General features: G+C 57.6%; 18 protein-coding genes. 13 read left to right on the forward strand and 5 right to left on the reverse strand.

The annotated features are described in order from the left end of the window. Window positions 1-379: 379 nt before the first annotated feature. Both BSK21_RS03360 and BSK21_RS03365 read left to right on the forward strand, forming a co-directional pair. Window positions 380-1636 carry a hypothetical protein gene (locus BSK21_RS03360; RefSeq protein WP_067548283.1) on the forward strand — a complete coding sequence of 419 codons (1257 nt, stop codon included), beginning with the start codon at window positions 380-382 and terminating at the stop codon, window positions 1634-1636. 165 nt (window positions 1637-1801) lie between these two features. After that, window positions 1802-2062 carry a hypothetical protein gene (locus BSK21_RS03365; protein WP_067548280.1) on the forward strand — a complete coding sequence of 87 codons (261 nt, stop codon included), beginning with the start codon at window positions 1802-1804 and terminating at the stop codon, window positions 2060-2062. On the opposite strand, the gene BSK21_RS03370 is transcribed toward BSK21_RS03365, so the two are convergent. The 5 genes from BSK21_RS03370 to BSK21_RS03390 form a co-directional block, all read right to left on the reverse strand. Then, window positions 2055-3686: an alpha-D-glucose phosphate-specific phosphoglucomutase gene (locus tag BSK21_RS03370; RefSeq protein WP_067548277.1), complete on the reverse strand. Its 1632-nt coding sequence runs from the start codon at window positions 3684-3686 to the stop codon at window positions 2055-2057. The two genes, BSK21_RS03365 and BSK21_RS03370, sit on opposite strands and share 8 nt — an antisense overlap. A gap of 98 nt (window positions 3687-3784) precedes the next feature. Next, window positions 3785-4435, reverse strand: a complete 651-nt coding sequence (locus BSK21_RS03375) for a sugar transporter (protein ID WP_067548274.1) — start codon at window positions 4433-4435, stop codon at window positions 3785-3787. Continuing rightward, window positions 4436-5221, reverse strand: coding sequence for an ATP-binding cassette domain-containing protein (locus BSK21_RS03380; RefSeq protein WP_197498130.1), 786 nt, complete (start codon window positions 5219-5221; stop codon window positions 4436-4438). Continuing rightward, window positions 5218-6297 carry an ABC transporter permease gene (locus BSK21_RS03385; protein WP_067548271.1) on the reverse strand — a complete coding sequence of 360 codons (1080 nt, stop codon included), beginning with the start codon at window positions 6295-6297 and terminating at the stop codon, window positions 5218-5220. Before BSK21_RS03385 ends, BSK21_RS03380 begins: the two co-directional genes overlap by 4 nt. Before the next feature lie 98 nt (window positions 6298-6395). Then, entirely contained in the window at window positions 6396-7415 is a 1020-nt protein-coding gene (locus BSK21_RS03390) for a substrate-binding domain-containing protein (RefSeq protein WP_067548268.1), read from the reverse strand. A 197-nt stretch (window positions 7416-7612) separates the two neighbouring features. Between BSK21_RS03390 and BSK21_RS03395 the strand changes: the two genes are divergently transcribed. From BSK21_RS03395 to BSK21_RS03445, 11 genes are all read left to right on the forward strand, one after another. Continuing rightward, window positions 7613-8041 (forward strand): RbsD/FucU family protein, encoded by a 429-nt coding sequence (locus BSK21_RS03395; RefSeq protein ID WP_067548265.1) that lies wholly within the window; start codon window positions 7613-7615, stop codon window positions 8039-8041. An 18-nt stretch (window positions 8042-8059) separates the two neighbouring features. After that, window positions 8060-9298, forward strand: a complete 1239-nt coding sequence (locus BSK21_RS03400) for an ROK family transcriptional regulator (RefSeq protein ID WP_082959389.1) — start codon at window positions 8060-8062, stop codon at window positions 9296-9298. Window positions 9299-9337: 39 nt separating this feature from the next. Next, on the forward strand, window positions 9338-10168 hold the full coding sequence (locus BSK21_RS03405; RefSeq protein ID WP_067548262.1) for a YihY/virulence factor BrkB family protein: 831 nt from the start codon (window positions 9338-9340) through the stop codon (window positions 10166-10168). Between the two features lie 141 nt (window positions 10169-10309). After that, window positions 10310-13774, forward strand: a complete 3465-nt coding sequence (locus BSK21_RS03410; RefSeq protein WP_074038954.1) for an Ig-like domain-containing protein — start codon at window positions 10310-10312, stop codon at window positions 13772-13774. Between the two features lie 75 nt (window positions 13775-13849). Then, window positions 13850-15175 (forward strand): TolC family protein, encoded by a 1326-nt coding sequence (locus BSK21_RS03415; RefSeq protein ID WP_067548259.1) that lies wholly within the window; start codon window positions 13850-13852, stop codon window positions 15173-15175. Beyond that, window positions 15172-17403, forward strand: a complete 2232-nt coding sequence (locus BSK21_RS03420; protein ID WP_067548256.1) for an ATP-binding cassette domain-containing protein — start codon at window positions 15172-15174, stop codon at window positions 17401-17403. Before BSK21_RS03415 ends, BSK21_RS03420 begins: the two co-directional genes overlap by 4 nt. Next, window positions 17403-18572, forward strand: coding sequence for an HlyD family efflux transporter periplasmic adaptor subunit (locus tag BSK21_RS03425; protein ID WP_067548253.1), 1170 nt, complete (start codon window positions 17403-17405; stop codon window positions 18570-18572). The genes BSK21_RS03420 and BSK21_RS03425 overlap by 1 nt, the downstream gene beginning before the upstream one ends. 210 nt (window positions 18573-18782) lie before the next feature. Then, the gene (locus tag BSK21_RS03430; protein ID WP_067548249.1) at window positions 18783-19403 is read left to right on the forward strand and encodes an ATP-dependent Clp protease proteolytic subunit; all 621 of its coding nucleotides are present in this window, start codon (window positions 18783-18785) and stop codon (window positions 19401-19403) included. Between the two features lie 113 nt (window positions 19404-19516). Continuing rightward, window positions 19517-20785, forward strand: a complete 1269-nt coding sequence (gene clpX / locus BSK21_RS03435) for an ATP-dependent Clp protease ATP-binding subunit ClpX (RefSeq protein ID WP_067548246.1) — start codon at window positions 19517-19519, stop codon at window positions 20783-20785. Between the two features lie 123 nt (window positions 20786-20908). After that, the gene (locus BSK21_RS03440; RefSeq protein WP_067548242.1) at window positions 20909-21268 is read left to right on the forward strand and encodes a RidA family protein; all 360 of its coding nucleotides are present in this window, start codon (window positions 20909-20911) and stop codon (window positions 21266-21268) included. A gap of 82 nt (window positions 21269-21350) precedes the next feature. Then, window positions 21351-21734, forward strand: a complete 384-nt coding sequence (locus BSK21_RS03445) for an NADH:ubiquinone oxidoreductase subunit NDUFA12 (RefSeq protein WP_067548239.1) — start codon at window positions 21351-21353, stop codon at window positions 21732-21734. Window positions 21735-21740: the final 6 nt, after the last annotated feature.

A 21740-nucleotide genomic window follows, 5' to 3' on the forward strand; every position in this document is an offset into this window, starting at 1 on the left:
CACAATCGGTTGTTTCGCTCAGATGTATCACAGTTTGGTATATATCTGCATACATTTGAATTTAGAAATGTATATGCTGTTTGGCAAGGCTCTTGTCAACAGGCCTGACGCAAAAGTCGTAAAATATATGTGAAATATAAAATATTTTTTGCAGGGTCAGGTAGATAGGTGGTTTCAAGCAGAGTTTGCCCGCTCAAAGGCAGGCGCGGCAACCTATCCTTGTGCGTTGGTCTGTCTGCCCGTTGCTACCCCTATGGGCAAACCTGCCTAATAAAAGGGCACTGCGCAGGTTTTAGCTGAAACGCGCGCGTTGAGAGGGGCGGTCACTAAACGCAAATGTCCGAGGGGCATAGGGTCGGGGCAGGGGAAAGGACAACGGATGAACTACGATAAAATCGATAAGAAAGCCCGCAAAATCCTTCAGGAAAACGACCGCGGTTTATACACTGTCCCGACCAAGGGGCTGTATCCCTATCAATGGAACTGGGACAGCGCCTTTGCCGCGTGGGGATTTTCGACCCACGATCCGCGCCGTGCGTGGGCCGAGATTGAGACGTTGTTCACAGGTCAATGGGACAACGGGATGGTCCCGCATATCGTGTTCCACAAACAGGCCATCGGCTATTTCCCCGGCCCTGATATTTGGAACGTTGAGCGGGTACCGCATACCTCTGGCATCACCCAGCCCCCTATTGCGGCCACGATGGCGCGTGCGGTCTATGAGGCCGATAAACATTATGGCCGTGTGCATATGGAGTTGATGTATGGGCGGCTGGTGTCGTGGCATCGGTGGTTTGTTAAATATCGCCTGCACGAGGGAATGGTTGTGATCACCCATCCGTGGGAATCTGGGCGCGACAATGCGGTGGATTGGGATGCTGCGCTTGCCAACGTGGATGGGTCGAACGTTGGTGAATACCATCGGCGCGACATTGATCACGTCGACCCCGCGATGCGGCCCAAGAAAGAGGACTACGACCGCTACCTCGCGTTGGTCCAATTCAACCGCGATTGCGGGTATGATGAAGACCACATCCGCGACCACGGCCCGTTTCGTGTGGCCGATGTGGGGATGACGTTCTTGTTTCTGCGGGCTTGCCGCGATCTGTTGCATATCGCGGTCGAACTGGACCACGGCGTTGATGAAATCGAAGGCTGGATTAAGACGCTCAAGCAAGGGGTGGAGCGTCATTGGAACCCAGAGCGCGGTCACTATGACTCTGTCGACGTGCGGACGGGTGCGTTTACCAATTCGCTGTCGAGCGCGTCGTTCCTGTGTTGGTTTGCGGGGATCAAGGATGATCGGATGCTCGCGCACTACGATCGGATCGTCGGGCAGGTGGGCTTTGGCATTCCGTCGAACGATCCCAAGGACCCGCATTTTAACCATCTTCGCTATTGGCGCGGGCCAGTGTGGGGGATGGTGAACGCACTGATCGGGATCGGGCTTGCGGAAACGGGGCACACCGTCCACGCCGAACGGCTGCGCAAACAGACACAAAAGCTCATCGCGGAGCATGGGTTCTGGGAATATTTTAGCCCCCTTGATGGCGCCCCTGCAGGTGGGCCGCAGTTCACTTGGACCGCAGCGATTTGGCTGACATGGGCCTCGCCCCACGCCAAGGGGCGGTTCTGATGCAACCTATGGGTTTTGGGCAGTTTATAAGCCCCGACTTTTCCGCGAAATCTGTTGTTCCAAAAGTCACAAATGCGGGTATTTCAGCGCTGATCAGATAATAAGAATATACGTTCGAATAAAAATTAATACCTTTAGCATGTCTGCTACCTATTGGAGCGTGTCATGCGCAAAAAGTCATTAAAGGTATCACTGGGTAAAGTTGGGTTTCATTTCTTCCAATTAAAGATCGGTCGCACACCGCGCCCGTCTATCCGTGTGATGAACTACGATTTTCGTCCGAACACAGGCAAAAAGCCGTTCAGCCAAGCCTTGGTTAACGTGAGTGCTATTGGGGATGCGCAGCGTCATCCAGTCCTCGCGTTCAAAGGTGAGGTGGTGTCGCGCGAGATGATCGAACAGCCCGCGCTTCGTTTGGTTAAGTAATTACATTTGGGGCATCACGGCCCGTATGGGTGGTGATCCCTGCTATCGCCTCTGCGGCTGCGATGATATGGGCCAATGCCTCTTGGGGGTCTTGGTCCAATTTTGTCGGGTCGGTTTCTAGCTCTTCGAGGTAGACCCGCAGAGTCGCCCCCACAGTTCCCGTGCCAGACAAACGGAACACAACGCGCCCACCCGACGAGAACCCGATGCGGATGCCTTGCTGTTCGCTGCGGCTACCGTCGACAGGATCGTCATAGGCAAACTCATCTGCGCTGCTCACGGTCAACGGGCCGAATTGCTGGCCGACGAGGGTGGCGAACTTTGCCCGCAGGCCATCCATCACCGCATTGGCACGGTCGGCATCGACATCCTCGTAATCATGACGGCTGTAGTAATTGCGGCCATATTCGGCCCAGTGATCGTGCAGAATCTGCGTCGCAGGCTTGCCAGTGACCGCCATGATGTTGAGCCACAAGAGCACCGCCCAAAGGCCGTCCTTTTCGCGGACGTGGTCCGACCCCGTGCCCGCGCTTTCTTCGCCGCAGATTGTGACACGGCCCGCGTCGAGAAGATTGCCAAAGAATTTCCACCCCGTTGGCGTTTCAAAACTCTCGATGCCAAGCCGTTCTGCCACGCGATCAGCCGCGGCGGAGGTCGGCATGGAACGTGCGATCCCTGCGATCCCGTTCTTGTAGGCAGGGGCGAGGTGCGCGTTTGCCGCCAGAATAGCGAGGCTATCGGAGGGCGACACAAACATCCCCTTACCCACGATCATATTACGGTCGCCATCGCCATCAGAGGCCGCGCCGAAATCGGGGGCATCGGGGCCAGTCATCAGCGACATCAGCTCGTGCGCCCAGATTGGGTTCGGGTCAGGGTGTCCGCCGCCAAAGTCGGGCAGGGGGGTACCGTTCACGACCGTTCCAGCGGCCGCACCGAGCTGCCCTTCGATCAGGGCTTTGGCGTAGGGTCCGGTGACTGCGTGCATCGCGTCGAACCGCATGGTAAAGCCCGACTGGAACATCGCGCGGATCGCGTCGAAGTCAAAGAGGTTCTGCATCAATTCTGCATAATCAGTCACGGGGTCGATCACCTCGACCTGCATATCGCCGAGCGTAGAGGTGCCGATGTGGCTGAGGTCCACGTCTTGGGCCTCTAGGATGTGATATTCGTGGATGGATTTCGTGATGGCATAAATGCGGTCGGTGACGGCCTCAGAGGCGGGGCCGCCGTTTGCGCCGTTGAACTTGAGCCCGAAATCATAGTCGACGCCACCGGGGTTGTGTGAGGCAGAGAGGATCAACCCGCCGTCCATCTGATATTTGCGGATGAGGTTGGACGCGGCAGGGGTCGAACAGATGCCGTTCTGCCCAACGACGCATTTAGCAGCGCCATTGGCAGCGGCCATGCGTAGGATGACTTGGATCGCGCGGTCATTGAAATAGCGACCATCGCCACCAGCGAGCAGGGTTTTCCCCTCAACCCCGCCGATCCCGTCAAAAATCGCCTGCACGTAGTTTTCCAGAAAATGCGGCTCCATAAAGGTGCGCGTTTTCTTGCGAAGCCCGCTCGTCCCCGGTTTTTGGCCCTCAATTGGCTGGGTCGGGACGGTGATCTTGGTCATTATAACAGTGTCCTTTGGAAACAAATGTGGCTCCCCGCGAGGGGGAGCGACTATGGGACACAGAATATTCTGCTGGTAGGCAGGAGCAACCCGAAACGCTACAGCGCACCTATTGCAGGCAGGGTGATGTCGCAGGGTAACGCATGGGCGAGCACGCGTTCGGCGTTCGGGATGTCGTTCCCTTCGGCGCGGCGCACGGCGTTGGTGCGCGAATGGTTGAGCGACAGCCAGCGCTGGATCAAACGCGCCCGCAATTCAGGCAGTGGCACATCCCAACGAATGGTGAGATCCCACATCGGGGCAAGCTCGCGCCACGGGTCTTCGTCGAACATCAGGTAATTGCCTTCGACGATGATGACTTGGCACTCTGGGCTGACCAGACCAGCGCCAGCGATGGCGATGTCACGGGGGCGGTCGAACACAGGGTAATAGGCTGGGCGACCCTCGCGGATGGTGCGGATGAGGTGCAGGAACCCATGAACGTCAAAGGTCTCTGGCGCGCCCTTGCGGGGCCGCATGTTCATCTCGTCCAAGATGCGGTTGTCGAGGTGAAAGCCGTCCATCGGAACGATCTGCGCATCGATCTTTTTGATCTTGAGACGACGCAGGAGTTCTTCGGAGAGGGTGGATTTCCCGCTGGCAGGTGCGCCTGTGATGGCGACGATCAGGCGGGGCTTTGAGGCAATATGGCCCTCGATAGCATCGAGGACCACATTTACTTTGTTCGTCAGGTCGGTGAAGTCGGCCATTTACGCCAGTTCCAATTCCGTATCCGGTTCTTTGGCGCCAGTCATATAGGCAACGGCGTCCGACATGGTGTGTTTCTTCGGGTCGATCACACACAAACGTTGACCGAGGCGGTGAACGTGGATGCGATCAGCAAGCTCGAACACGTGAGGCATGTTGTGGCTGATCAGGATGATCGGAATACCACGCGACCGCACGTCTTGGATGAGTTCGAGAACGCGACGGCTCTCTTTCACGCCAAGGGCCGCTGTCGGTTCGTCGAGGATGATCACTTTGGAACCGAATGCCGCAGCGCGCGCCACAGCAACACCCTGACGCTGACCACCCGAGAGGGTCTCGACCGCTTGGTTGATGTTCTGGATTGTCATCAAACCCAGATCGTTCAGTTTATCGCGAGCGAAGTCCTGCATGCGAGCATGGTCCATTTTGCGGAACACTTTGCCCAACAGGCCGGGTTTGCGCCACTCACGACCCAAGAACATGTTGTCGGCGATCGACAGAGCAGGGGACAGCGCGAGGTTTTGGTAAACGGTTTCGATCCCCGCGTTCCGCGCATCGTCTGGCCGTTTGAAGTGGACCTCTTTGCCTTCCAAGAAGATCTGGCCGTGGTCGGGAACAACTGCCCCCGACAAGGCTTTGATCAAGGTGGATTTGCCCGCGCCGTTGTCGCCGATCACAGCGGTGATTTCGCCAGGATACAGGTCGAAGTCTGCGCCGTTCATGGCCACAACTTGACCATAGCGTTTCATCAGCCTGCGTGCGGATAGGATAGGTTGCACGTTCGTCATTTCGTGGCCCTCCGCAGCCATTGGTCAAGAGCGACCGCCACAAGAACAAGGCAGCCTGCTGCAAATTGTTGCCAGTAGTCGTCCACGCCACCCAGCGAGAGGCCAGTGGTAAAAACGCCCACGATGATCGCACCCAGAACCGAGCCGATAACCGAGCCGCGACCACCGAACAGGGAGGTGCCGCCGATCACAACCGCGGTGATGGATTGCAGGTTAACGTCGTCAAAGCCGATGGGAGAGATCGACCCAACGCGGCCCGCAGCAGCCCAGCCACCAAAGGCGCAGATCAGGCCAGCAAAGGCGTAGACCGAAACCAAGGTGCGGTTGATGCGGATACCCGAGAGCATGGCTGCGTCTGGGTCATCGCCGATTGCCATCACGTGACGGCCCCAAGCGGTATGGTTGAGCATGTAGTAAACGAGGCCAGCCAGAACCAAGAGCGCGACAACGCCGTAGGTGATCTGGAACCCGCCAAACGATATTCGTTCACCAAAGAACAGTAGGGATGGGGCGGTTTCGCGGATGTCAGAGCCACGGATCGATTGCGAGGCCGAATACCAGAGCTTGAGCGCGGTAAAGATCGACAGCGTGCCGAGTGTCACAATGAACGGCGGCAGTTTGATCACGGTCACGAGGATACCGTTGAACCAACCCATCAGACCGCCAAAGAACAGGCCGATCGAAATGGCGAGGAACGGCGGTAGGCCGAGGTCAACGGACAGTTTGCCCATAATGATAGACGAGAGCACGAGGATCGCACCAACCGACAAGTCGATACCTGCGGTCAGAATGATCAGCGTTTGAGCAACAGCAACGATACCCGTCACAGTCACCTGCTTGAGAACCAACGACAGCGTGCCCGGCGTCATGAAGTTATTGGCGAATGCGCCAAAGAACAAAACGCTCATAATGAGGACAAGTGCCGGAATAGTGGTGGGGTAATCCCGCAGGAATTTGCGGAGGACGTGCGTAAGTGTCTTATCGTCCTGCGCGAAGGAGGCGACGGCCTTATCGGCTTTGTCGAGACCTGCTTCGAATTCGTTAAGTGGTTTTTTGGGTTCTGTTTGGGTGCTCATCTCGTCCGGTGCCCTCCCTTGCGTACGAAACGCGTGACGGTGGATAGATAAAGGGCGGCGCGCTGCCGCCCTTTACCAGTGTAGTCATACTGTGGAACTTAGCCCCAGCAGATTTCAAGGCCTTCAGCGCTGGTCAGGGACGGAACGCCCTCTGCCGGCTTGTCGGTGATCAGGTTTACGCCTGTGTTGAAGAAGGTCAGACCTTCGGACGCGGACGGCTTCGAACCGTCAGCGATGAATGCTGCAACAGCTTCAACGCCTTTGGATGCCATCAGCAGCGGGTACTGCTGCGAGGTTGCGCCGATGACGCCAGATTTCACGCTTTCAACGCCTGGGCAGCCGCCGTCAACGGAAACGACCAGAACGCCTTCTTCTTTGCCAGCGTTAACCAGTGCCTGGTATGCGCCTTCAGCAGCAGGTTCGTTGATGGTGTAAACAACGTTGATTTCTGGGTCACGAGCGAGGAGGTTTTCCATCGCGGTCACGCCGCCTTCAACCGAAGCGTTCGAGGTCTCGTGACCGATGACGCGCGGGTCGGTTTCCGAACCCATGACGGTCAGATCAGGAACTTCGATGCCGAAACCAACGAGGAAGCCGGTGTCACGTGCAACGTCAACAGAGATGTTGTCTTTGTTGATGTCGAGCATTGCGATTTTTGCGTTCGCAGCGTCGTCACCGAGGGTCGCAGCAGCCCATTTACCGATCAGGAGGCCAGCTTCGAAGTTGTCGGTTGCAAAGGTCATGTCCTGTGCTTCCGGATCAGCGAGCGGGGTGTCGAGTGCGATAACCAGAACGCCAGCAGCGCGTGCGTCGATCAGAGCAGGAGTAACCGAGTCGTTCGATGCGGTGATCAGGATGCCTTTTGCGCCAGCAGCAACGCAGTTTTCGATCGCGGAGATCTGCGGAGCAGCGTCGCCATCGGTTACACCAGCGAACGCCATCAGGTTCATGCCCAGCTCGTTAGCGCGTGCTTCGGCGCCTTCGCGCATTTTCACGAAGAACGGGTTGGTGTTGTTTTTGGTGATGAGGCACAGGGTGCCTGCAGAATGGCTTTCGGCCATAGCTGCACCAGACATAGCAACAAGAGCAAGTGCCGAACCGGCGAGAAGTTTTTTCATGGTTTCCTCCCAAGAATTCCAGATACGGACCGTGTTTGATCCGCTCTATCCCATCGCACCTCCGCTCTGGGATTGCCCATAGACAACTCGATTCGTCGGCGTTCGTCAATAAATAAATCAATCTTATTTACTTATTGACAGTTCCAAATGTGATCGGCACTTTCAGAAGTCGGGAAGAGGTCTAAGAGGACATTAAAATGCTTATCGGTATCCCTGCGCTTTTAGGGCCGGACTTGCTTTATACGTTGCGCTCCATGGGGCATGGCGACGAAATCGCTATTGTGGATGGGAATTATCCTGCGCTGGAACATGGCCGTCGGGTTGTGCGCGCGGACGGGTTGGAATTGGTCCCTGTTCTCAAGGCGATTCTGGCTGTGATGCCGATTGACCGTTTTGTTCCCGACGCGATTTTCCGCTCGGCTCAGTTCAATGATCCCGCCCAATTCGCGCCGATCCATCATGAGATCGACGCCGTGGTTGCCTCGATGGTTCCCGATGTTGCCGTGCGTGCGATATCCGGAGACGATCTATATCCGCGCATCCGTCAGGCACATACAATTGTTGCCACGAGCGAGCCTGCGCTTTATGCGAACGTGATCCTACGAAAAGGGGTCATCGAACCCTAATCCACTCTGAAAGAGCACATGAAACTCGACGACCGTAGCCAAGACGAAAGTCAGGACCAATCCACTGGTGATCCGCAGGTGTTCCGCGGGTCAAACCAGTCTGGGTTGCGCGACTACAACGAGCGTCTCGTTCTTTCAATGATCCAGCGCAGCGGCGCCATGCCGGGGGTAGAGATTGCCCGCCGTGCAGGGCTGTCGCCGCAAACGGTTTCGGTGATCCTGCGCAGCCTCGAATCTGACGGCCTCCTCGAACGGGGGGCGCCGCAGCGTGGCCGCGTGGGTAAGCCGTCGATTCCAATGGGTCTGAACCCTGAAGGCTTGTATTCGGTCGGTATGAAGATCGGTCGCCGTAGTGCCGACCTCGTTTTGACCGACTTCCTTGGCAATACGCGGCAGTTGCTTCAGACGACCTATCGTTATCCCATGCCCGATGCGATCGTTGGTTTCCTGAAGTCAGGTCTGGCCTCGTTCCGCGAGGCGCTGGGCGAAAAAGCAGCTGATCGCATTTCGGGTATCGGCATCGCGATGCCGTTCGAAATTTGGAATTGGTCTGAAACCATCGGTGCGCCGCCAAACGATATCGCCGCGTGGCGTGATCTGGATTTCGCGGCTGAGATTGCTCAGTTCACCAACCTGCCTGTGTTCATAGAAAACGACGCGACAGCGGCTTGTCGGGCAGAGCATGTCTACGGCCTTGGTCGGACCTATCGTGACTTTGCTTACTTCTTTGTCGGGTCGTTCATCGGCGGCGGTGTGGTTCTGAACCATGCGGTGTTCGAAGGGGCTCGCGGCAATGCGGGTGCGTTCGGGTCGTTGCCGATCCGACTGTCCACGGGCGAAGATAAGCAGTTGATCGATGTGGCCTCGCTCTACCGTCTTGAGGCAGATTTGGCCCGCAAGGGGATTGAGCCCGCACGGATCTGGGCATCGCCTCAGGACTGGCACGATTTCCCCGAAGTTCTCGAGAACTGGATCGACTATACGGCGCGGCACCTTGCGCGGGCGGCACTGACCGTTTGCGCAGTGATCGACTTTGAGGCCGTGGTGATCGACGGGGCATTCCCAGCCGAAGTACGGACTCGACTGATCAACCGCGTGCGCGAAAATATCGTCGACCTCGACCAGCGTGGCCTGTTCCCGCCTGTGATTGCCGAAGGCACCGTGGGCCGCAACGCCCGCGCAATGGGGGCGGCCTGTTCGCCTGTGTTCAGCCAGTTTCTGCTGAACACATTGGGCGGGTTGTCGCAGAGCAGCTAATCGGTTGCAAAGCCCCAGCCTGCGGCCCATTTTAGCCCTATGGCTGACTTGTCCCTCTCGCGCATTGTTCTGATCTGGCGATCCTTTCGCGATGTGCTGGGAAAAAACGACCTCGATCTTATTTCTGCAGGCGTGGCGTTTTATGGGATGTTTTCGATTTTTCCAGCCTTTGCGGCGTCGATTGCGATGTTTGGCATCGTGGCGGACCCTGTCGTGATTGCCGAACAGCTCGACCTGTTGCGGGACGTGATCCCTGCGGACGTGTTCACCTTGTTTGAAGCACAGATTGATCGGTTGCTTGGGGCAGGGGCTACGACATTGGGGTGGGCGTCGTTTGTGTCTTTGGCCATCGCGCTCTGGTCCGCGCGGGCGGGTGTGGGCGCAATGCTGCGCGGGCTGAACGCGATTTATGCGGGGCAAACGCGGTCAGGGGTTCGGCACGCTGTGACCGCCTTTGTGATGACGGTCGCAATGATCGGCGTAGCGCTGATCGCGCTGGTCGTCGTGGTCGCGGCCCCCATCGCGATTGCCTTTGTCCCGCTCGCCAGTGAATGGAGCGGCCTGATCGAATTGATCCGCTGGGCCGTCGCTCTCTTTGTCCTCTTAGCCGCCTTGGGGATTTTGTATCGCTATGCCCCCAACACCTCTCCGCGATCCCACTGGGTGACCATTGGGGCCTTTGTCGCGGTTTGCCTGTGGTACATCGTATCGATCGCCTTTTCGGCCTACATCGCAAATTTCGGCAATTATAATCAGGTCTATGGATCGCTCGGTGCGGTCGTAGCGCTGCTGATGTGGTTTTATTTATCGGCTTATTTGGTCTTGTTGGGTGGCGCCTTGAACGTGGCCATTGCTCGAACCTACCCCTAAGACTAGGGGCGTATGGTAGAAATTGGGGAATAGTGAAATTTTTTCACTAGTAATTGATGATCCATTCGGATAGTTTCATATCAAAAGAATAACCGGACTCCATCTAACGCGAGCCGGAAATCCGAGGCGGAGTAGTATTTTATGTCGGCGATTGAGTTCGTAGTCCGCGATTCCGCGGGCCAAATTGAGCACGGAAATGTTGCAGGTGATGGCGCAGCCGCTTCGATCATCGTTTCCGTAGATGAAGATATTTCCCTTAATCTTTCGAGGGCGCAGGTTCAGTCGTATTCTCGACAGGGGCAGGCACTTCAGGTTGTTTTGATCGATGGTCGCGTGATCATGATCGAAGGGTTCTTTACCCCAGAAGGTATCCCCGAAAACGACCTCTACCTGTCATCTGGCGGGGTTCTGGCACAGGTCGAACTGGCCGAAGTGAGCGATGGTTTCTACTACGCGAACTACTCCGAAGCGGAAGCCTTTGGAAAGTGGAGCCCTGACGACGATCTTTATTTCCTTCGTGGGTCTGAGGTTCAGCTCGCTGGATATAACGAAGTCTATCCCGTTGAGGATGATCAGGTCGGCATGCTCGCTGCCCCGCTGTTGGCTGGGATTGGCGGCGTTGGTGCGGGCGTTGGCGCGGGCGCTGCAGCAATTGGTGGCGCGGCGATCGTTTCTGGTCTGACAGGCGGCGGTTCGGGCGGTGGCTCGGGTGTTTATGTGACTGCGCAAACGGGTGCTGCAGCCGAAGACACCGTTGTGAACAGCAACGATTATGACAATGGCATCGAACTGGGCGGCACAGGCACCCCGGGTGGCGAAGTGACTGTCACCGTTGGCGGCGTGACCGAAACCACCACCGTTGGCGAAGACGGCACATGGGAAGTTGTGTTCCAACCTGGTGATCTGCCAGGCGGCGAATACACCGAAACAGCGACCGTCACGATCACCAGCGGTGGCGAAACATCGACCACGACAGCTGAGATCGTCGTCGATACCGTCGCGACTGTGACCCTGAACGAAGGTGCCAACGGCGGCGATCTGTTGATCAACGCACAAGAACTCGCTGGCGGCGTAACGCTTTCGGGCACTGTTGAAACGGGTTCGACTGTAATGGTGACCGTGGGCGGCATGGCCTACGAGGCGACTGTCACGGGCGGTACATGGTCCCTGACCTTGCCTGATGGTGCGGTTGAAACGGGCGAGTATAACCTCGACGTGACCGTTTCGGTCACGGACGCTTATGGCAACACCTCTGACATCAGCGGCTCTGTCGCGATCGACACGGAGACGTCTGTCTCAATGTCGACCTCGGCTATCGGTGGCGATGGCACGGTAAACGCGTCCGAACACGCAGCAGGCGTGAATATTTCAGGCATGGCGCAACCGAACGCGAGCGTTGCCGTAACCATCGGCACGGTCACGCACACGGTGGTGGCAGGGGCAGACGGCTCGTGGTCTGCGACCTTCACCTCGACTGATCTGCCCGAGGGCACCTATGACGCAACGGTTACTGCAGTTGCGACTGATCTTGCGGGCAATACCGCAACCACCACAGGTTCGTTCCATGTCGACACAGAAATGGGACTCGCGATCAATTCTGGCGCAGTTGAGGGCGACGGGATTGTAAACGGAGCAGAAGCCTCTGATGGCATCACGCTCACTGGTACGGCAGAGGCTGGTTCCTCTGTCGCCGTAACGCTCAATGGCTTTACCCGGACCGTAACGGCGGGCAACGACGGATCATGGTCCGCATCGTGGATCGCCAGCGAGCTTCCCACGATCGAGACGACCCTCACGGTGAAAGCCGTTGCAACGGATGGGTCGGGCAACGTGGAAACCACCACGGGTTCCGTGACGTTCGACCCCTTCGTCAACACATTGACCCATACGAACGGTCAAGTGGGCGGTGACGGTGTGGTCAACCTCTCTGAACAAGGCCAAGCGATCACCGCGAGCGGTATGGTTGAAGCTGGCTCTACCGTTTCGGTCAGCCTTGGTGGTGTGACACTGCCTGCGACCGTTTCGGCAGACGGCAGCTGGACTGTGACCTATCCTGCGGGCACCTTGGCTGTAGGTGAATACAACACCGCGCTGGTGATCACAGCGACGGATGCCGCAGGCAACACGAGCCAAATTTCGGAAAGCGTTCGCGTTGATACCGTGGCAGGTGATCTGACGCTGTCCTCGGCACCGATTGAAATCGACGACGTTGTGAATGCGGTCGAAGTGGCTGACGGCGTTGTCATCACAGGCACCGCGACACCTGGTCTGCCGGTCACTGTGACCTTTGGCAGCGCTACACACACTGTTGTTGCCAACTCGGCAGGCACTTGGTCGTCCAAGTTCCTCGCATCGGAAATCCCGACAGGCACCTATGACGCCGATATCACGGCGTCGATCACCGATGCGGCGGGTAACTCCAAAACCGTATCTGACTCTGTCCATATCGACACTCAGGTCGTGAACCACGCGTTCGCTGCGATCCAGTTCGAAGGCGACGACATGATCAGCGGCGACGAAGCCTCTGACGGGTTCAACGTCAACGGCACGGTCGAGCCTCTGTCCAAGGTCGTCGTGACCTTTGGTTCGGGCAGCAGCGCTGTGACGAAAACCGTATACGCAGGGTCTGACGGTCAGTGGAACGTAGAGTTCACCGCTGGCGAAATTCCGAGCGGCGAATACACCGCGCCGATCGTTGCGCGTGCGACCGACCCTGCGGGCAATGTCAGCACCATCTCGGATACCGTGCGCGTCGATACTATCGTGAACACGCTGACCGCCGATGCGACTGAAACGAATAACGTTGCTAACGCTTACGAGCTTCAGGATGGGATCACCCTGACTGGCACGGTTGAGGTGGGTTCGACGGTCCTTGTCACCTTTGACGGTATGACCCGTGTGGCGACCGTAGGCCGTGACGGATCGTGGGAAGTGACCTTTGACGCAGACGAAATTCGCGCAGGCGACTATGCGGCGGATGTCACGATCAAAGCGACCGACGCTGTTGGTAACGTCCGCGAAACAACGCAAACCGTTGAGATCGACACCATCGGCCCAGATGCCGCGACCGTCGACCATAAGATCGTCAGCGGCCAAGGCATCGAGGCGATCATCGTGTCAGATGATGCGGCCAACATCGAACTCTACGATGTGACTGACGGTCAACACGCGGCTCCGCTGACCTTCACGCCGTCGCAAACGATGTCGGGCTGGCTCGATTTTGATACGCCGATTGCGGATGAGACGAACCTCGTTGTGTCTGCAACGGACGATGCAGGCAACGAAACCTCGACTTTGGTTGTTCTCGATGAGGCATCCAGTGGTGTGATCGATATTGCGAACCCGCTTCTCGATAACTTCGACTTTGGCGCGATTGACCTCAGCTTTGCAGAGGATGGCGATCTGACCCTGACCGCATCCGACATTGAAGACCTGACCAAAGGCTCGAACGAACTGACCATTCATGGCGGTTCCGATGACACGGTCACAATCAATGGCGCAGTTGCAGGCGGTGTTGAGACGGTCGAAGGCACGGACTTCCACGTCTACACGCTGGGCGGAAACCACACGCTCTACATCGAGGATGGCGTCAACGTCATCATCTAATCCCGATACGGGCTGCCCCACGGGTGGCCCGATCCATGAGGTTAAGACAGAAGAATTGAGGTAGTTGTGGGCAACATGCGGTCGATAGGCAAAGCTTTGGGTGCGCTCGCGCTCGGCTCTGCCCTGTCGGGATGCATGGGGTCGGGTGAGGGTGGTATTGGCGTTACACGCAATGCGTTTAATTTCCTGTCGCCAGCCGAGGACACCCAACCGCAATCCGTCCTGAGCCCACAAATGGAAAACGGGACCGAGTCCGAAATTATCGCGGGCCTCCTCAACCGTCGTTCCATTTTGCCAGATGGCCCTTACGCCGAAGTGGCAAGTGCTGTCCTCGACGCGAACGCCCGCGCGGCTGAGGCCGATTTGCGTGCCGCGCGTTTGCGGGCAGAGGCGGCATCGTCAAACTGGCTTCCATCGCTTGGCCCGAATGTCAGCCTGACATCTCTGGGGTCTGTGGTGGCGAGCCTCGTCGTGGAACAGACCCTGTTTGACAACGGTCGCCGCAAAGCGGAGCGCGATTATGCTGCCGCCGATGTCGAAGTGGCTGCCGTTGCCTTGGCCCAAGATACCAACCGTCGCGTTTTGGATGCGCTTGAACTCTACATCACCGCAGAGGCGATGCAGGCTCGTGCTGGCGTGAACGCAGCCGCTCTCGAACGCATGAACCACTTCGCCTACGTGATGAGCGAACGTGTGCGGGGTGGCGTGTCGAACCGCGCGGACCTGCAGATCGTTGAACAAAAGCTCGCGCAGATGCGGTCGGACCTCTTGTCTGACCAAGAGGCGTCCTTGGCCGCGCTGGCAGAGTTGAACGCGATGGCGGCCCGTCCGCTAGACACCGTGCACGGCTTGACCGCGATCCAATCGTCGGCTGCGAATGCGCTGCCCTTGAGTGTGCTCAAGGCAGAGGCAGAGGCGCAGCGCGGCATCGCGGCAGCCCGCGCCGAACGCGCAGGGTTCCTGCCGAGTGTGACGGCAACGGGCACCGTGAATAACAACGGATCAGATTTCGGCATTGGGGTGGGCATTCCCAATGGCCTAGGTTTCGGCAATGGCGCAGCAATGCGTGCCGTCGAAGCCCAAGAAGCCGCTGCGCGTGCGCGTGTCGGTCAAACCCGCGAGGATACCAACCGCGACTTGCGCGCATTGGAAGCCGAGCTGGGCAGCCTGCAACGTCAAATGGCGCAGGCGCAAACTCTCGCGGCCCAAGCGGCTGCGAATTATGACATTTTCGCCGCCCAACTTCGCGAAGGGCAGCGAACCGTGAATGACGTGGTGGGCGTCTTCGAGACCAAGGTGCGCACAGAACGTGCCGCCGTGGTCATTCAATATGACATTGCCAAAGTGGAACTTCGAATTGCAGCGATCCACGGCACTCTTGTTGACGGAGAACGGATATGACCGGCCCAGTATTGGCCTTTGATATCAATGCCACCCGTGGCGGTAAGGTGACCCGCCTGACCACGGCTGACAAAACGCAGGCAGAGCAAACCGCTGCCGCGCCTGAACCCCATTACGAGGACCGCTTTACTCCCAAGGCCCGCGCTCGGGCCGATCTGGCCGCGACCTACGCGGGGCTTTTGGGCGTCGATGTGATCCGCGCCGATCTGCTGGAAAAAATCGTGTCCGCTGATGGCGATGCGATCACTTCGGCTGGGATCGCGGGGGCGCTGTCGGACTCTGGTCTGGTGGCCAAGGTCAAAAAGATCGCAACGCCCGTGAACACGCTTTGGCCCGCGCTGGCCGAGATGACCTCGGGCCAGATGGTTCTCGTGCTCGAACAGCAGGGCAATACGTTCTTTATCTACGACACGACCTGCGACGGGAACCGTGCCGAGGTGCCTCTGTCAGATTTCATGCCCGTTTTCACAGGCACGATTGTTCGCGCTGATGTTGCCGTCAGTGAACTGACCCGTCGCCATGCGGAGAAAGACAAAAAGGCCCACTGGTTCTGGGGCGAATTGAAACGGTTCCGCCGTCACGTGGCTGAAGTGGCTGTGGGGTCGTTTGTCGCAAACCTCTTGGCCGTGGCGATCGCGCTGTTTTCCTTGCAGGTCTATGACCGCGTGATCCCGCACCAATCCACCGCCACCCTTTGGGTGCTGGCGATTGGTGCTGGCCTTGCGATGATCTTGGAAGCCTTCTTGCGCATCGCGCGTGCCCGTCTGATGGACGGGGCAGGGCGTCAGATCGAAATGAAAGTGCAACAGCTCCTTGTTGATAAGGTGCTGGGCATGAAGGCAGGTGCAGCGAATTCCCCATCGCAAACCTTTTCTGCGGTGCGAGAGTTTGGGTCGATCCGCGAATTCTTTACCGCCTCTACCATCGGCACGCTGACCGATTTGCCGTTTATCGTGCTGTTCCTCGCGCTTGTGGCGTCAATTGGCGGTAACGTGGTTTGGGTGCTCTTTGCGGGCGGTGTTCTCATGGTCGCGCCGAGCTTTGTCTTGCAGCGCAAGATGATCGCGCTGACCCGTCAGACCCAAGGGGCGAGCACCAAAGCGAACCGCCTATTGCATGAAATCGTTTATGAATCAGACACGATCAAAGCCACCCGTGGCGAGGATCGGTTCCGCCGTCAGTGGACGGAGCTGTCTGCGCTGAACTCTCTGGCCACGTCAGAGCAGCGCAAACTGGCGTCGACCCTGACGTTCTGGAGCCAAGGCGTCCAGCAGGCGACCTATGTTGCGGCGGTTGTGACGGGTACCTTCATGGTGTTCTCGGGCGAATATACCGTCGGCACGATCATCGCGGTGGGTATTCTGACCTCCCGCACGCTTGGCCCGTTGACGCAATTGGCGGCGACGATGGCGCGCTGGTCGAATGTGAAGGCCGCATTGGATGCCTTGGACAAGGTTGCAGATGCGCCGCAAGACATGGATGAGACCCGCAGCTACCTGCGCCGCGATACCGTCGATGGCGCGTTCGAACTGCGCGATCTGATGTTCAAGTACGACGAAGACAGCGACCGCGTGGTTGATATCTCGTCGCTCAAAATCGAGGCAGGCCAACGGGTTGCGATCCTCGGTGCGAACGGGTCGGGGAAATCAACGCTACTCAAGATCCTGTCGGGTCTCTATCCGCCGACAGGTGGCCGCGTGATGCTCGACGGCGTTGATATGGGCCAGATCATGCCGCGCGACCTGCGCCGGAATGTTGGCTACCTCGGCCAAGAGGTGCGTATGTTCGCAGGCACTTTGCGCGATAACCTCAATATGACGATGCTCGAACGCGATGACGAACGTCTGCTGAAATCGCTCGATTTTGCGGGGCTTGGTCCGTTCGTGCGTTCGCATCCCAAAGGTCTCGATATGCCGATTTCGGACGCGGGGCAGGGCTTGTCCGTCGGTCAACGTCAGTCGATTGGCTGGGCGCGTCTGTGGCTCCAAGACCCGAAGGTCTGCTTGCTGGATGAGCCGACCGCAGCGCTCGATCAAACGCTTGAGGCGACACTGGTGTCTCGTCTCGATCACTGGCTGGGTCAGCGCACCGCGATCATCGCGACGCACCGCGTGCCGATCCTGCAACTGACGGGGCGTACCGTTATTCTGCAAAATGGCCGTTTGGCCGTCGATGGTCCCCGTGACGAGGTCATGGCCCATCTGCGCAACAAAAAGGTAGCGGGCTAATGGCAACGGTAGACGCAGAATTCGAAAAAGGTCTCGGTTCCTCTAGCCGTATCATCTGGCTTGTTGTGGCGACCGTCATGGTCTTCCTGATCTGGGCAAAGTTTGCGTGGGTTGATGAAATCGTTCGTGCCGATGGTCAGATCATTTCCGCCGCCCGCCCGCAGATCGTTCAGAACCTCGAAGGCGGTATCCTCGCGGAGCTTTTGGTCAGCGAAGGGTCCGTTGTTGAACCGGGTCAGGTCCTCGCGCGGCTGCGCGGAACGCAGTTTCAGGCAGCGGTGGATGATCTCGCCGATCAACTCGTGGCCGCAAGTATTCGCCGTGTCCGTCTGGAGGCAGAGATGGCGGGCCAAACCGATTTCGAGGTCGCCGCGATTTTCGCACAGCACAGCCCGACGACAGTTGCGTCTGAACGTGCGCTTCTGCAGGCGCGTCAGGCGGACTATCAGAGCCGTATCAGCGGGGCGCAGGCCGTCTTGCGCGAGACGGAGCGCGAGTTGGCCTCGATGGAGGATATGTACCGACGCGAAATCGTCGCGCTGTTCGAGGTGACGAACGCTCGCAAGGCCCATTCGGATGCTCAGAACCGCTACAATGACATCGTCACGGGCGCAGAGCTGGAACGGGCGAATGAATACTCAGAGGTGCTGCAAATCATCGGCACCCTGACCCAAGAACTGCGCATGGCTCAGGACCAACTGAACCGCACGGTTATCGTCGCACCGATGAGGGGTGTGGTGAATAACCTTGCCGTCACGACAATTGGGGGCGTTGTCCGCCCAGGGGAAGAGATTTTCCAGATCATCCCATTGGACGACGAGTTGTTCGTTGAGGCTCATGTCAAACCCGAGGACATCGCCAACGTCCGCACAGGGCAAGACGCGAATATCAAACTCTCGGCCTATGATTACACGATCTACGGCACCTTGAACGCGACGGTCGATTTCATTTCAGCCGACACGTTCAAGGACGACCGTCGCCCCGATATTCCGCCGCACTACAAGGTGACTTTGCGTGTCGATCTCTCTGATCTGACCGAGCGCCAGCGCGAGATTGAGATTCGTCCGGGCATGCAGGCAACGGTCGAATTGCACACTGGTGGGAAAACCGTGCTGCAATATCTCACGAAACCTCTTTATCGCGGGTCGGAGGCATTGCGCGAACGCTAAGTCCGCAAACCCATCACGACATTTTTTGACAACAGCAGGGGTCATTTGGCCCCTGTATTTGTGTTTCATTGACCTTTTCCCACCATAGGAAGCGGGACCAAAGTGAGCAAAGCGGGCAGCTGGGCTTGAAGCCCCCCTAACTGACCACTAAGACTCTGTTTGGAAAACCCGTGTTATCGACGTGCGCGTCCCCAATTCGAGGCAGTGATGATGAGAGACCCGATCGAGACCTATGCCAACCTTGTGCCCATGGTTGTCGAACAAACCGCGCGTGGCGAACGTGCTTACGATATTTTCTCGCGCCTGCTGAAGGAACGCATCATTTTCGTGAACGGTCCGGTACATGACGGCATGGCGCAGCTCATCGTTGCGCAGCTTCTGTTCCTTGAATCGGAAAACCCGAAAAAAGAAATCAGCATGTATATCAACAGCCCGGGTGGCGTTGTGACCGCTGGTCTGTCGATCTACGACACCATGCAGTACATCCGTCCGAAGGTTTCGACCCTTGTTGTTGGTCAGGCTGCGTCGATGGGGTCGGTCCTGTCGATGGCGGGCGAAAAAGGGATGCGCTTTGCGCTGCCGAACGCACGTATCATGGTGCACCAGCCCTCTGGCGGTTATCAGGGTCAGGCAACGGACATCATGATCCATGCCCAAGAAACCCAGAAAATCCGCAACCAGCTGTATCAACTCTACGTCCACCACACTGGACAGCCGCTTGAGGTCGTTGAGAAGGCGCTGGAGCGCGACAACTTTATGTCGCCGCAAGAAGCAAAAGACTGGGGTCACATCGACGAGATCCTGCAGAACCGTGGCGAAGCGGCGGAATAATCCGCCCTTTGTTATTACTTTTTGGCGTTGTGGACCGGTCCGGCCTGCCATAGTCTCGGACTTCAAAGGCACCGGACCGTTTACAACGACGACAGACGCCCAGGGGAACCAGTATGGCGAATACGACAGGCAGCGACAGCAAAAACACCCTCTACTGCAGCTTCTGCGGTAAGAGTCAGCATGAGGTGCGCAAGCTGATCGCAGGCCCCACTGTGTTCATTTGTGACGAATGTGTCGAACTTTGCATGGATATCATTCGCGAAGAGACAAAGTCGTCGGGCCTAAAAACGACTGAGGGCGTCCCGACACCGCGCGACATCTGCAAGGTTCTGGATGACTATGTGATCGGTCAGGAACACGCAAAGCGCGTGCTCTCTGTTGCGGTGCATAACCATTACAAACGCCTGCATCACTCTGGTAAATCCGGAGAGATCGAACTGGCGAAATCGAACATCATGCTGATTGGCCCGACAGGCTGCGGTAAAACGCTGCTTGCTCAGACCTTGGCCCGAATCCTCGATGTGCCGTTCACCATGGCGGATGCAACCACTTTGACCGAGGCTGGTTATGTGGGCGAGGACGTTGAAAACATCATACTGAAACTGCTTCAGGCGTCGGAATACAACGTAGAGCGGGCACAGCGCGGCATCGTCTATATCGACGAGGTCGATAAGATCACCCGCAAGTCTGACAACCCGTCGATCACCCGTGACGTGTCGGGCGAGGGCGTTCAGCAGGCTCTGCTGAAGATCATGGAAGGCACTGTGGCGTCTGTTCCGCCGCAGGGTGGCCGCAAGCATCCGCAGCAGGAATTCCTGCAGGTCGACACCACGAACATCCTGTTCATCTGTGGTGGTGCATTCGCGGGCCTTGATAAAATCATCGCGCAGCGCGGCAAGGGCTCTGGCATTGGCTTTGGTGCTGCTGTCAAAGAGAACGACGACCGTGGCGTGGGCGAGATCTTTAAAGAACTCGAGCCCGAAGATCTGCTGAAATTCGGCCTGATCCCTGAATTTGTGGGCCGTCTGCCTGTGATCGCAACCCTCACCGATCTGGACGAGGATGCGCTGATCATCATCCTGACCCAACCAAAGAACGCTCTGGTCAAACAATACCAGAAACTGTTCGAGATTGAGGGCGTTGACCTGACCTTTACCGATGACGCCCTGCGCGCGATCGCGAAAAAGGCCATCGACCGTAAGACAGGCGCGCGTGGTCTGCGTTCGATCATGGAAGATATCCTGCTCGACACGATGTTCGACCTGCCAGGTATGGAAAACGTCACCGAAGTCGTCGTCAACGAAGAAGCCGTTGGCCCTGATGCCAAACCGCTGATGATCTTCGAAGAAGACGCTAAGGGCGAAAAAGCCAGCGCAAGCTAAGGCGAAGCTATCTTGAAACAGGGCCGTCCAAATTGGGCGGCCTTTTTCGTTGCTCACAATCCATATTGAAACACCCTGCGTTTGGTTCTAACGCAACGGCAACGCCAATAAAGGATCATCCAAATGACGATGAAACGCATTTTCACGGGTAGCCCGTTTGAAGAAAAGATCGGCTACTGCCGTGCCGTTGTAGCTGGTGGTTTTGTCCATGTTGCTGGCACCGTAGGGCAGGGCGATGATGTCGTCGAGCAGTGCAAGGCTGCGCTGACAACGATTTCGAACGCGCTCAAAGAAGCGGGTAGCGACCTGAGCAAGACCGTTCGTGTCACCTATTACCTGCCCGACGCGGCAGAGTTTGAACCCTGCTGGCCGACCCTGCGCGAGGTATTTGGCGCAAACCCGCCCGCAGCGACCATGGTCGAATGCAACCTGATCGACCCGAAATACCGGATCGAGATCGAAGTGACTGCACTCGCAGGCTAAAATCCCCTTTGCGGCGCGGCGGGCACTGGACCTTTGGTGCCCGTTGCGACATAACCCAAGTGTCGATTTAAGGGAGCGGTCCATGGGCCTTCTGAACATCATCAAACGCCTGCTGACTTGGTGGGACGGACAAACCATTGGCACCCAACTGTTTACTTGGCGCAAAGGCGTCAAAGTTGGTGAAGATTCGCAGGGCAACATTTTCTACAAGACCCGTGATGATTCCCGCCGTTGGGTGATCTTCAATGGAGAGATCGAAGCCTCGCGCATTGATCCTGACTGGCATGGCTGGCTGCACCGCACATTCGACACCGCGCCGAGCGAGGTTCCGTTGAACCACAAGCCGTGGGAAAAGCCGCATCAGGAAAACCTGACAGGCACCGCGATGGCCTATGCTCCTGCCGGTTCGATCCGCCGCGCACAGCCAGCAGAGCGTGCCGATTACGAGGCATGGCAGCCCGAATAAGGAGCT

It is taken from the genome of Marivivens sp. JLT3646 (assembly GCF_001908835.1).
GTDB classification, from domain to species: domain Bacteria; phylum Pseudomonadota; class Alphaproteobacteria; order Rhodobacterales; family Rhodobacteraceae; genus Marivivens; species Marivivens geojensis.